General features: G+C 48.9%; 12 protein-coding genes. 9 read left to right on the top strand and 3 right to left on the bottom strand.

Annotation, left to right across the window (positions count from 1 at the left end; all coding sequences use genetic code 11):
- Positions 1–188 precede the first annotated feature (188 nt).
- Entirely contained in the window at positions 189–803 is a 615-nt protein-coding gene (locus tag DXZ20_RS32805) for an RNA polymerase sigma factor (RefSeq protein ID WP_163659971.1), read from the top strand.
- A gap of 100 nt (positions 804–903) precedes the next feature.
- Here the strand turns inward: DXZ20_RS32805 and DXZ20_RS32800 are convergent, their stop codons facing one another.
- Positions 904–4,293, bottom strand: coding sequence for a response regulator (locus DXZ20_RS32800; RefSeq protein ID WP_163702926.1), 3,390 nt, complete (start codon positions 4,291–4,293; stop codon positions 904–906).
- Positions 4,294–4,374: 81 nt separating this feature from the next.
- Between DXZ20_RS32800 and DXZ20_RS38365 the strand changes: the two genes are divergently transcribed.
- From DXZ20_RS38365 to DXZ20_RS32790, 3 genes are all read left to right on the top strand, one after another.
- Positions 4,375–4,503 (top strand): hypothetical protein, encoded by a 129-nt coding sequence (locus DXZ20_RS38365; RefSeq protein ID WP_284681700.1) that lies wholly within the window; start codon positions 4,375–4,377, stop codon positions 4,501–4,503.
- Positions 4,490–5,035 carry a GNAT family N-acetyltransferase gene (locus DXZ20_RS32795; protein WP_163659967.1) on the top strand — a complete coding sequence of 182 codons (546 nt, stop codon included), beginning with the start codon at positions 4,490–4,492 and terminating at the stop codon, positions 5,033–5,035. The genes DXZ20_RS38365 and DXZ20_RS32795 overlap by 14 nt, the downstream gene beginning before the upstream one ends.
- Before the next feature lie 296 nt (positions 5,036–5,331).
- Complete coding sequence (locus DXZ20_RS32790; protein ID WP_250564681.1) at positions 5,332–5,967, top strand: hypothetical protein; 636 nt, start codon at positions 5,332–5,334, stop codon at positions 5,965–5,967.
- Here the strand turns inward: DXZ20_RS32790 and DXZ20_RS32785 are convergent.
- Positions 5,950–7,080 carry a histidinol-phosphate transaminase gene (locus DXZ20_RS32785; RefSeq protein ID WP_163702925.1) on the bottom strand — a complete coding sequence of 377 codons (1,131 nt, stop codon included), beginning with the start codon at positions 7,078–7,080 and terminating at the stop codon, positions 5,950–5,952. The genes DXZ20_RS32790 and DXZ20_RS32785 overlap by 18 nt on opposite strands.
- Before the next feature lie 98 nt (positions 7,081–7,178).
- A complete protein-coding gene (locus tag DXZ20_RS32780; protein WP_163702924.1) occupies positions 7,179–7,805 on the bottom strand; it encodes a YqiA/YcfP family alpha/beta fold hydrolase in 627 nt (208 codons plus the stop codon).
- 75 nt (positions 7,806–7,880) lie between these two features.
- On the opposite strand from DXZ20_RS32780, the gene leuB reads away from it, so the two are divergent.
- The 5 genes from leuB to DXZ20_RS32755 form a co-directional block, all read left to right on the top strand.
- Positions 7,881–8,960, top strand: coding sequence for a 3-isopropylmalate dehydrogenase (gene leuB, locus DXZ20_RS32775; protein ID WP_163702923.1), 1,080 nt, complete (start codon positions 7,881–7,883; stop codon positions 8,958–8,960).
- Positions 8,961–9,202: 242 nt separating this feature from the next.
- Entirely contained in the window at positions 9,203–9,460 is a 258-nt protein-coding gene (locus tag DXZ20_RS38625) for a hypothetical protein (protein WP_006516958.1), read from the top strand.
- Complete coding sequence (locus tag DXZ20_RS32765; protein WP_006516957.1) at positions 9,461–10,276, top strand: prepilin peptidase; 816 nt, start codon at positions 9,461–9,463, stop codon at positions 10,274–10,276.
- A gap of 91 nt (positions 10,277–10,367) precedes the next feature.
- Entirely contained in the window at positions 10,368–11,306 is a 939-nt protein-coding gene (accD, locus tag DXZ20_RS32760) for an acetyl-CoA carboxylase, carboxyltransferase subunit beta (protein ID WP_163661663.1), read from the top strand.
- Positions 11,307–11,546: 240 nt separating this feature from the next.
- Positions 11,547–11,740: cytochrome c family protein (locus DXZ20_RS32755; protein WP_489670952.1), on the top strand; the 194-nt coding region annotated here is incomplete at its 3' end.

Genomic DNA, 11,740 nt, shown 5'->3' with positions numbered 1-11,740 from the left:
CATGTGACATCCAATTTCAGAGGGTTGCTCGATTCGCCGAAATCAGTACAACAAATGACAGTTTCCGGTATGTGCCTTTACCTATTTCTGAACAATTGTAGGCACAATGCGGAATGTCACGGAGGTAAGCTGTTCTTCACTATTAAGAGGAATCATCAACTCATAACAGGATCACCTGGCTCATTGGTATGCCTGACCAACCTGACTTGCCTTCTGACTTGCCTTTATTGGATGTTTTGGATCTTGCCCTTTCAGAAATTTTAGGTAGCGGCAATTCCTATGCTTATTCCACCTTGGCTACAGTACGTCGTCATCTTTTTCAGTTTCGACTGATGCACCAGTTCGAGCCCTATGAGATTTTATTTGAGGCTTATTTGCGGGGCAAGGCCCGTCAGCGCAGTGGTGAAGTTATCTACAATCCCCATGCTTGGTTAAAGCGCACCGCTTTTAATATTGTGCGTGAGAAAAGTCGTCATGCCCAGCGACAGGCATCCCAAAGCTACGATGATATTGAGTATCGCATCAGTGCGGAGCCTGAATATGTCTTGGAGTCTATCGATCTGAGTCACGAGATTGATTTGCTTTACAAAGCCCTTAGGGCACTATCCCGCGAGGATGACCATACGGCTCAACTCTTAGTGTGGCGAACGATTGAGCAGCTGTCATGGGAGCAAATCACTAGCCGTCTAGTGGAACTTGGGGACACAGATATTCCTAACCAAGCCACCCTACGCAAACGGGTATCACGGGCAAAAAAGCGTATGCGACATATTATGCACAGTTACGGCTTGCCGACAGGGTAAACGGTTGACGTTGAACTTACGGTTTGGGAATTTGTTGTAGAAGCGTTACCTGGAATGCCTCTACAACAAATAATTTTTGGCCCTTGTAAAATTCTGATATCTAAGAACTCAACAGTCCTTCTGAAAGCTTTGTTTTCACATTAAAGGTCAGAACCGTTTCATCAATTCCCTTCAGCTGTAGCGGACTAAATTTAACGATTTCTTGTTCATCGAGGTAGTCGGCGACAGCGGCAGATACGAGAATGCTTTCACCATCGGCGGCTTCCTGTAGACGTGCGGCAATGTTGACGCTGGGGCCAATGGCTGTGTAGTCAGTTCTGTGGGCGCTGCCAAACATGCCAACTACGGCAGTACCCTGATGAATACCGCAGCGAAATTTCACTGATGGAACGCCCTGTTGGCTCCAGCGTTGATTGAGGTCTTCTAGGGCCTTATACATTTGGCGAGCAGCTGCGATCGCACGCATGACCTGTTCATTAGGGCTCAAGCGTTCTGGAGCACCAAATAGGGCCAGAACCGCATCACCCATAAACTTATCCACGGTGCCACCATTGGCAAAAATGGCATGGGTCATGACCTCAAAATATTCATTGAGTAATTCGGCAACCCGCCGCGATCTCAATGTGTTCGACAACTGAGTAAATCCTACAATATCGCTGAATAACACCGTTACGAGACGGGGTTCGGGTTTGAGATTCAGTTGTAGGTCACCATGGGCTGCCTTTTTGACCAAAGAAGCCGGTAAAAATCGCTTAAGTACCGATTCGGTCAGGTACTGATTGAGTTCTGCGATCCGATGTTCATTGGCTTTAAGCGCTAAGAGATTATGCACCTCTGCCAGCAATTCGCGGTCCTTAAACGGTTTTGATATGTAAGCATCTGCACCTTGCTCAACGCCCTCTAGTCGCGTGTCGTCATCGACTTTGGCGGTGAGTAAAATAATCGGCGTACCTTGTAGAGCTGCATCCAGACGTACTTGCTGAATCAGTTCTATGCCTGAGACTTGGGGCATCATCAGGTCAGTAATAATCAGATGCGGCTGCCGTTTGCGGGCTATCTCCAATCCAGTGGCTCCGTTGTCAGCGGTGCTGATGCCATATCCCCGACGTTTCAAGATGCTAGCCACATAGCTGCGCAAGTCAGGATTGTCATCAACCACAAGGATATGAATGTTTTTGTCCAGTGCTGGTGGGTTGGCTTGGGAGAGGTCTATGGACTGAGGCTGGGCTGCCTTTGGTCTCTGAACCTCTGCTGCTGCTGTATCGACAACTTGGTTGTGGAGATCCGCTAGCTCAACTGCGGCGCGGCGTGGCTCCAGTGTGCGGAAGGTTTTGCTGACACGATCAACGGGTAAATGGTCAGCTCCCATGGGGAGTTCGATCGTAAACATAGTGCCTGCTCCATAGGTGGAGGAAACTCGCACCTGTCCACCGTGGAGCTCCACTAACTCTTTCACGAGCGCCAAGCCAAGCCCTGTACCTTCATGGGTGCGGCTAGCAGAGCCGTCAGCCTGTTGGAATCGTTCAAATATGTGGGGTAGCTGCTCTTTACGAATACCAATGCCGGTGTCTTCGATTTCAAGATAGCAGCGGTTTTCAAAGGTATTGAGGGTGATTTGAATGGAGCCTTCTGCTGGTGTGAATTTCACAGCGTTAGACAGGATGTTATAAAGCACCTTGTCAAATTTTTCGAGGTCGAGATAGACCGATGAACATGGTTGGATTTGAGTGGTGAGAGTAATGTGTTTGCGATCGCAATAAGCCTGAAATGACTCAGCCACACTTTTTATCACCTGGTCAAAGTCACAGGGATAGAACGTAGCCTGCATCTGCCCAGCATCAAGACGCTGGAGATCAAGTAATTGGTTGACGAGGCGCAGTAACCGTCGTGAATTACGCAGGGCAATAACCGACTGATCAAAGGGCAAGCCTGTGCCGTTTTCTACGGCTGATTCTAAAGGCCCAATGGTGAGGGTGAGGGGGGTGCGAAACTCGTGGGAAATGTTCTGAAAAAATGTCGTCTTTTGTTTGTCTAATGCCAGCAATTGCTCCGCCTGTTGACGAGTCGTTTGATATAACCGTGCCTGCTGCACTGCAATGGCCGCTTGATTGGCAACTGCCTGAGCCAAATTGATTTCTTCCATATGCCATTGGCGAGGCTGGCTCTGACGCAGACTGATACTGCCAATAATCTGGCCATCCGTAATTAGAGGCACTACCAGTAATGCAGTTGCCTGGGATTGGATCGATAGGTGCTCGGGAGTATGGGCTGTGGCCTTGGATAAATCATCAAAGACTACGGGAGAGCGACTGACTAAGAGCTCTTGCAAGATTGGATTTTCGCTAATTTTGGCCTGGGACTTAGGCAGGGTCAAAATTTTGGTCTGTTGGGCGTCGTAAAGCCCTACACAGTCTACGTAGTCATCGTCTTGGGTCCATAAGGAAATAGTACAGCCATCAGTTTCCAGGGCCTGCCCTAGTTTTTGCGTAATGGCCGAAAAGATTTGTTTGGGTTCCAAACTACTGTGGATGGCCTGGGTGATGGTGTTGATTAACACTTCCCGTTGGGCCAGGGCTTGTACCCGCTCGTGGGTCCATGCTTGAGCCAGAGCCAATGCCGCTTGAGCCACCAGGGTACCTAGTAACTTAAGCTTCTCTGGTTGCCAATGATTAGGCTGCTGACAGTGATGTAATGCCAGGATTGCCAGAGGTTCGCGTTTGCTCGTTAGAGGGATAAGAACAGTGGAGTAAGGCGCTAAGAGTTGATACACCTTGTGATCCGGAATGTCTGGTGCTGTGAAGATTTGCAGGCTATCCGTATCAATAGCGGTATCTGTTAGTGTTTGGTCATCTAATGGCGCAGCTGAATCTGCCTGATAGGTCCAATAGTTTTGTATTTGGTTAGGGAGGTTATACAAAGGGCGAAGTGCACAGTAGTCAGCTGCAAAGGCTGAGCCCAACATGCGAGGGATTACCTGCAACATCTCTTCGGAGGTTTCAGCACTGCGAATAGTGCGGGTAATTTCGTTTAGCAGGGTTTCTTGCTCAACGATGCGATCCAGCTCTCTTGTTCTGGCGATGAGGATATAATGAGTTTCGATCGCTTGCTGAACAACGACCCTTAAATCTTTTTCTTCCCAAGGCTTAGTAATGTATTTGAATACTTTGCCTGTATTGATGGCATCCACCAGATCTTCCACATCGGTGTAGCCGGTCAGCATGATGCGGATCGTGTTGGGATAATGCTGGGCAACTTGGAGCAGCAGGTCTGTGCCACTCATATAAGGCATGCGCTGGTCTGAGATGATCGCTGCAGTATCTGGGTTCTGGGCTAAACTCTCTAATGCGGCGTGACCACTCTCTGCCCGTAGTATCTGAAATTCTCGATGGAACGTTCGATGAAACAGGTCTAAATTGTCAGGTTCATCGTCGACGACTAAGATCTTGGGTTTTGTGGTGTGGGCTTGTCGATTGCTGGTTGGACTGGACATGCACCCTATGGTTTCTCTAATCGACTGTGGGTATTGAATAACTGCAGAAATGTAGTGCGCCCTGGGACCACGGTTCCAACCATGGATAAAATCAACAAAAAATCAACTAAGACACCCATCAATTACGATGTGGGCATTACCTGGTTGAATGGTCCTATCACCCATCCAGAGTTCCCTAGCGGGCAAGCTGCTCACCATGTCCAGACTTAACTGGGACAGAGTCCATACTCTGCCTCAAGACTATTGGCTAAGGCCTGCTTATCCCGAAGATTTATCTCAACTAGTGGAGTTACTCCTAACCAGCTTCTATCCTCAACATCGTTGTAATCGATGGTTGTACCCATTGATGCGTATGGGTATTCAAGAAGATATCAAGCGCCGTCTGAAGCACTCGTCTAATCAGTATGGCTGCCTGGTCGTCATTGATAAGTCTGCTGGGGCTGCAATTGTTGGGACGGTGGAAATCTCATTGCGATCGCAACTATGGCAACCACTACAGCCCCGTCGTCCATATATCGCCAATGTTGCTGTCGAACGGCAACATCGGCGTCGTGGCCTCGCTCAGCAAATGCTCCTAGCCTGTGAATACATTGGCAAAAACTGGGGATGTCAGCAACTTTACCTACATGTTGCTACTGATAATCCGCCAGCGATTGCCTTGTATCACAAAATTGGCTATCAGCTTCATAGTCAGCATCCATGGCAGCGAAAGCAAATGATGGTTAAAGAACTGTTTCACTAATGAGCATTTAACTACTACAAATAGCAATTTCTTAGAGAATATTAAAAACGTTGTTATGTAAGTATGTTCAAGAGTTTTAACGCACTTTGGATACAGTGTTTGTCGCCCCTCATACCGTGAAATTATCCATATCCTCCTGATAAATATTATTTTTTATGTAGTGAGTATGAGGAGGGACTGGTAACTATCAAAGACTGGATAAAACTCGTCTGATTTCCTGCACGAAAGTGATCGTGTTCGTATCAAATAAGAGTAATTAGTCTGGATTACCTTACCCCCCAGGTAGACGCTCTAAAATGATGGATGCTCAATCCAATCCACCTTCACTCTACTCATCTTCGGTCAAACGATTTGGCCGAAGAAAACATCCCCATATTTTTAATGTGCAAGCGAAACCGTCCTCGGGCAATGCTATGCATCTAGAAGATAGTACGGTAAAGTGGTGGGCTGAGCGAGCTAAGCAGCCTCTCGGTTCAAGTTCTAATGTGCCTGTGAATGAAACGCTAGCTGTTGACAGTCTGCTCAAAAAAATAAATCGTGGCGATTTACTGGTCGTCAATAGTCGTCGTCGCAACGGCCTGATTATTTTTCGAGAGTTTTATGCTGAATTTGCCGGCCCTGGTGCAGCAGTGGGTGGTGACTTTGACCAAGGCTGCCATAAGATTATTCCGCTGGGTAACCTGTCGCTGGTTGAGCCCGATGATCATGAAGAGCATCAAAAAGCTTTAAAAATCCGCCTACAGTGGATTCGTCTCACCCAGAATTTCACGGATCAGCCGCGCTCTACTGACCGGGCTCAAATGATTTTGGACCAATTCAAAACTTATTTTGATAAGAGCACTATCGACAACGTGCCTAATGAAGCCTTTGCCCTGATGGTAGGAGTTTTACCTCAAACGGTGAGGCGAGTGCGCCTAGGCATGGGCGGTTAACGGTTCACTAATAGCCTCCAAGTTTTTTCGTGTCCGCTGATTTTCCTCAGGTGTGCCCAGGCTAATCCGTAAACCCCCTCCGGTATAACGAATTAAGGTTCCTTGCTGACGCAAAGTGCCGAAGATATGCTGCAGACCTTCGGCTTGGGACATCCCCAACTGAGATCGACCCTGCTCACTTAAACGGCAATAGATAAAGTTTGCTGCACTAGGCCATAGGGTTAGTATCGGTTGCTGTTTGAGCCAGTCGACCATTGTCTGACGTTCTGCAATGGTGACCTGTACAGCGGCTAGAAGTGATGCTCGATGGACCAAAGCTGCCAATGCTGCTGCCTGGGAAAAACTGGGCAGATTGTAGGGCAATCGAACTTTTTCAAGCGCTTCTATCAGAGCTGGTTGAGCGACTGCATAGCCAACTCGATGGGCTGCCAAACGAAAAGCCTTAGAAAAGGTTCTCAACACAACCCAATTGCTACGACTGAGGCTATCGGCGACAAGGGTGTGCCCGCTGAATTCAAAATAGGCTTCGTCAATAACCACCAGAACATCGTTAGGTAACTGTCGGAGCCATGCAATTTCCTCTGTGGTTAAAGGATTGGCGGTAGGGGAGTTGGGATGCACCATGAACACGACTCGGATAGCGTGTTGCTCCATAGCAGTTTGGGCTTTCTCTAAATTGATGCAGAAGTTCTCTCGACGACCGACATCTATAACCGGAATGCCTAAGGTTTGAGCCAAGATCCCGTACATGGAAAATGTGGGGCTGGCGACCAAAATAGACCCGTTACCAAGGGCGGCTGCAATCAGTAATGACCGGATCAGTTCATCGGACCCGTTCCCTACTGAGATGTTGTTCTCCGCCACCATTACTGACTCTGCAATCGATTCTGCGACATAGTTGGCAATGGCTTGCTTTAGAGCTGTATGCCCACCATCTGGATAGCGATTGGCGGCAATAGCTTGCTGGTAAGACGCCGCTAGGGATGCTTTGACGTCATCAGGTAGATCAATTGGGCTCTCATTCGTATCGAGCTGATCATAGGGCTTTGGCATTGGGGGGTGTGGCTTATAAGCCTTGAGATTAGCCAAATCAGCACGCAAGAAAGGCAGCATGGAAAAACCTATGGATTGCAGACTTTTTATTGTGCCATTTTTGCTGATCAAAGCGATTGGTCCTCTTAATCGGCAACGGCTTACAGTGCATAAATGGTTTACAGTGCACAGAAATCCTGAATGGCGATCCAAATATCTTCCATTGCATCGGCCATACCATGGTCAGTATCTAAAGACTGTAGGGTGACCCAAGGGCGATGTTGTGCATAGAGTCGGCTGGCATCCTCAGCAATGACCTCATCTCGTTGGCCGTGAAGAATGAGAGTAGGGATCGACTTTTTAAGTTGACTATCTGGGTAGCGTTGAGCATCGGTTAAAAAGTCGTAGTGCAATTGCTGCTGGGTATCTAGACCATAGTGATATATCGATAGCCAGCCGTTCGATTTCCAGTTGTTTAGTTGTTCTGTGCCCAGTTTGGGTAACCACTGGTGCAAAAATTGAAAGGCGGGGGCCAGCAAAATGAGCCGTTCAACGCAGGTAGATTGCTGGGTGACCCATGCTGCTACGATACCCCCTAAACTTGACCCGATCAGGATGGTAGGCCCGTGCAGCTGTTGGGTAACTTGATGGATTTGGCGAGTGAGGGTGAGATGGCTAAAATCCCCCTGGTTTAGGTCCAGTAACTGGAGGTCAATATTGTGGGTTTGAAAACGCGATCGTAACCATGTTCCTTTAAAGGACTGTGGCCCCGATGCAAACCCATGAAGATAGATGTAGTCAACCACGACCCGATCGTTTCCAGTGCTATGCCATGCTTACAATATGATGTTCGATCACCCAAGATCTCGACTTAAGTCTCCATGACCCAGCAGTTTCGTATTACCCTTCTTCCCGGTGATGGCATTGGGCCTGAAATTACAGCCGTTGCAGTTGATGTCCTCCAGGCCGTTGGTGCCAAATTAGATATTCAGTTTAACTTTACCGAAGTGCCTATTGGTGGCTGTGCCATTGATGCTGCCGGTCGTCCGCTTCCAGACGAAACCCTTGATACCTGTCGGCAAAGTGATGCGGTATTGCTAGCGGCGATCGGAGGATACAAGTGGGATTCTTTGCCCCGTGCACAACGGCCAGAAACGGGTTTGCTGGGATTGCGAGCAGGGTTGCAGTTGTTTGCTAATTTACGACCAGCGGCGATTTTGCCCCAACTCATCGATGCTTCTTCCCTCAAGCATGAGGTGATAGAAGGGGTAGACATTATGGTGGTGCGCGAATTGACTGGTGGCATCTACTTTGGTCAACCCAGAGGGGTGTTTGACGCTGATGGCGATCAGCGGGGGGTCAATACCATGGCCTACGCAGGTGCCGAGATCGATCGCATTGGTCGGGTTGCATTTGAAGCTGCTCAAAAACGCCAGGGTCGCCTGTGCTCAGTAGATAAGGCGAATGTGCTGGAGGTGTCGCAGCTATGGCGCGATCGCATCACTGCTTTATCCAGTGACTACAGCGACGTGGAACTCTCCCATATGTATGTAGATAACGCGGCGATGCAACTCCTGCGCTGGCCCAAACAATTTGACACCATCGTTACCGGCAATTTATTTGGTGATATTCTCTCGGATGCGGCGGCGATGCTCACTGGCAGTATTGGCATGTTGCCGTCTGCTAGTCTGGGGGCTTCAGGACCTGGTGTGTTTGAGCCGGTGCATGGCTCAGCTCCTGATATTGCTGGGCAAGATAAGGCCAATCCCTTGGCCCAGGTGCTCAGTGCTGCCATGATGCTGCGCTACGGTTTAAGCCAACCCCAAGCCGCTGACATGATTGAAACTGCCGTAGATACCGTGCTCACTCAGGGCTATCGCACAGGCGATATTATGGCCGAAGGAATGACCGCTGTTGGCTGTAAGGCGATGGGTGATGCTCTGCTGCACGCCTTAGTTTAGCCATGATTGAAAAATCCTGGCACAATCCATAGATGATAGCTAGTATTGTTGTACTGAATAGTGGCAGGGCTGTTTCTATTAGCAGACATAGGGTATCTTCAGCAAATGAATTGCTGAATTCGTTATAAGTTCAGGTCAGTTCCATCACATACGTACTATCGAGCTAGAGGGAGTATTCAGTCGTGTCATCTTTACAGCGACCAGAGTACAGTAGCCATGGTGAGGCGGCAGTGCACCCCAGCGTGGCAGCAACCGGGCTGAGCCGTAGCCCACTGAACTTAAGGTCTCCATCGTCAATGTTAGACCCCGCACTATTGCGGGCTGCCCGTCACATTTATCGCACCTACTATGAGGTGCATCCTGAGGTGGTAGAGCGTCCCATTGGTGTGGCCATTGGCCGCACTACCCGCCGTGGCAAGCTTATCTTTGGTCCCAAGCCTGTGCTGTTGCCCCACGAGAGCTTTATCCCTTTAACTCAATTGGAGCCCGGCTTGCACTAGATGCTAGACAGCCTGGTCATCTATTTATTTGTCTTTGTTCTAGGGGCTTCCATTGGGAGTTTTCTGAACGTTGTTATCTATCGGTTGCCAGCTGGAATCTCACTCCTGTCCCCGCCCTCTCGCTGTCCCCGCTGTTTCACCCGTCTAAAGCTCTATGACAATGTGCCAGTGGTGGGCTGGTTGTGGCTGCGTGGACGCTGTCGATATTGTCGAGCGTCGATCCCGATGCGATATCCCCTGGTGGAGTTGGTGAGTGGTCTGCTGTATATCGCTCTATTTCTCAGATTTGGTTGGAACCTCGAAACGCCTATTTATTGGGGTTTAACCACCTGGCTAGTGGCGCTTACTTTAATTGACATTGATACGCTCACGCTACCTAATGCATTGACGATGTCAGGTGTGTGTCTAGGCTGGCTAGCTCAAGTACTTTTGGCGACTGGGCAAACTCCTGAGCAAACTGTGGCCTCAGCTTTGGTCGCCAGTGTTGGCGCTAGTATTTTGGGTCTGTGGTTATTTGATGGCATCAGTTTGCTCGGGGCCGTTGCGGTTGGTAAGACGGTGATGGGTGGGGGCGATGGCAAGCTGGCAGCTATGTTAGGAGCCTGGTTAGGTTGGCAGGGATTATTGCTGAGTATGCTACTGGCTTCGTTTATGGGTGCCATGAGTGGTGGGCTGGGGATAGCGTTGGGAGTACTAGATCGTCGCCAACCTATTCCCTTCGGACCATTTTTAGCCTTCGGTGCAGGAATTAGCGTATTTTTTGGGAATGCATTGATACAGGCCTATTTGGGGCTTTTTTTTGAAGGCCATTTGTAATCTATGGCAACAAGAAAATCTCTATGGACTATTCCAGGGGGGTGGGCGAGCCGGTAGGATTGGAGAACGCTATGTATCGAGAACAGGGTCTATGTCCCTCTTTGACTGGTTTGCAAACCGTAAGAAAGAAAGCCCCATTAGCCAAGATCGTCAGGAACGCGAAATTGCCGATGGTTTATGGACTAAGTGTGATCAGTGTGGGGTGCTGACTTACACCAAGGATTTGCGGGCTAACCAGATGGTTTGTCCGGAATGTGACTATCATTACCGTGTCTTTAGTGATGAGCGGATCGTACAGCTGATCGATACAGATACTTGGCAACCTCTGAATGAGCAAATTGAACCTAAGGATCCCTTGCGATTTCGCGATCGCAAAGCCTATAGTGATCGGCTGCGCGATATGCAGAGCAAGACCAATCTCAACGATGGTGTGCAAACCGGTGTTGGTAAGATCAACGGCGAAGGAATTGCCTTGGGCGTTATGGACTTTCGCTTTATGGGCGGTAGCATGGGCTCAGTTGTCGGTGAAAAGATTGCCCGTTTAATTGAGCATGCGACTGCGGCGCAGTTACCTGTAGTGATTGTCTGCGCCTCAGGCGGGGCGCGTATGCAAGAAGGCATGTTAAGCCTCATGCAGATGGCTAAAATTTCAGCTGCCTTGGAACGTCATCGTGACAGCCGTTTACTCTACATGCCAATTCTGACCCATCCCACTACAGGAGGTGTGACGGCCAGTTTTGCCATGTTGGGCGACATTATCTTGGCTGAGCCAAAAGCGACCATTGGTTTTGCAGGGCGTCGTGTGGTGGAACAGACATTGAGAGAAAAGCTACCGGACGACTTTCAAACGGCAGAATATCTCCTTAAGCATGGATTTATCGATAAAATTGTGCCGCGTACCCAGCTAAAAGACACCATTGCGCAGCTGATTCGCTTACATAAATTGCCTGTAGCGTCTGCCTCGCTGAGTCATGTATCACTCGATAGAGTTGCCAATGGTCACCTTGTGCCGATCAAACCGGTTATATAGTCAAGCTTTTAACTGTCTTGGGAATTGACCCTATCGGTGGCATGATAGGTATTAACTATTGGCTACCTGAAATAAATTTTGTCCACGTCCACACCTATAGTTTTCCATTGCAGGAGCTGTAGATTACAACTTGGACGTTATTTATCAGATAGCTGCAAATCGCGAGCTTAGCCTGATTATTGGGCTTATGGCTTTGTGCTGTGTTGCGTCTTTTACGGGCGATCCATTTCGAGGAGAATCATGTTGAAAAAGTGCATTTGGCTGGTGGTCGCGGCTGTTTTTCTTGTCGGTAACCTATTTGTAGGTGGCAACGCGATGGCGGCTGAGCTGGATGAAAATATCCGTACCATTCCCCTGAATGAGCAGGGTGACACAGTTGTGCTTTCCCTAGAGCAGGTTTCCCAGGGCCGGAGAAAGTTTAATTACGCCTGTGC

Origin of the sequence: Adonisia turfae CCMR0081 (assembly GCF_011009555.1) — a bacterium.
In the GTDB taxonomy this organism is placed as follows: Bacteria; Cyanobacteriota; Cyanobacteriia; order Phormidesmidales; family Phormidesmidaceae; genus Leptothoe; species Leptothoe turfae.
Note: the sequence above shows the minus strand (reverse complement) of the source record. Positions and strands in the feature narration are given on the sequence as shown.

Excerpts from the sequence above, each read along its gene's own strand:
- DXZ20_RS32805 (WP_163659971.1), top strand. The coding sequence starts at position 189 with ATGCCTGACCAACCTGACTTGCCTTCTGACTTGCCTTTATTGGATGTT.
- DXZ20_RS32800 (WP_163702926.1), bottom strand. The coding sequence starts at position 4,293 with ATGTCCAGTCCAACCAGCAATCGACAAGCCCACACCACAAAACCCAAG.
- DXZ20_RS38365 (WP_284681700.1), top strand. The coding sequence starts at position 4,375 with ATGGATAAAATCAACAAAAAATCAACTAAGACACCCATCAATTACGAT.
- DXZ20_RS32795 (WP_163659967.1), top strand. The coding sequence starts at position 4,490 with ATGTCCAGACTTAACTGGGACAGAGTCCATACTCTGCCTCAAGACTAT.
- DXZ20_RS32790 (WP_250564681.1), top strand. The coding sequence starts at position 5,332 with ATGATGGATGCTCAATCCAATCCACCTTCACTCTACTCATCTTCGGTC.
- DXZ20_RS32785 (WP_163702925.1), bottom strand. The coding sequence starts at position 7,080 with ATGCTGCCTTTCTTGCGTGCTGATTTGGCTAATCTCAAGGCTTATAAG.
- leuB (WP_163702923.1), top strand. The coding sequence starts at position 7,881 with ATGACCCAGCAGTTTCGTATTACCCTTCTTCCCGGTGATGGCATTGGG.
- DXZ20_RS32765 (WP_006516957.1), top strand. The coding sequence starts at position 9,461 with ATGCTAGACAGCCTGGTCATCTATTTATTTGTCTTTGTTCTAGGGGCT.
- accD (WP_163661663.1), top strand. The coding sequence starts at position 10,368 with ATGTCCCTCTTTGACTGGTTTGCAAACCGTAAGAAAGAAAGCCCCATT.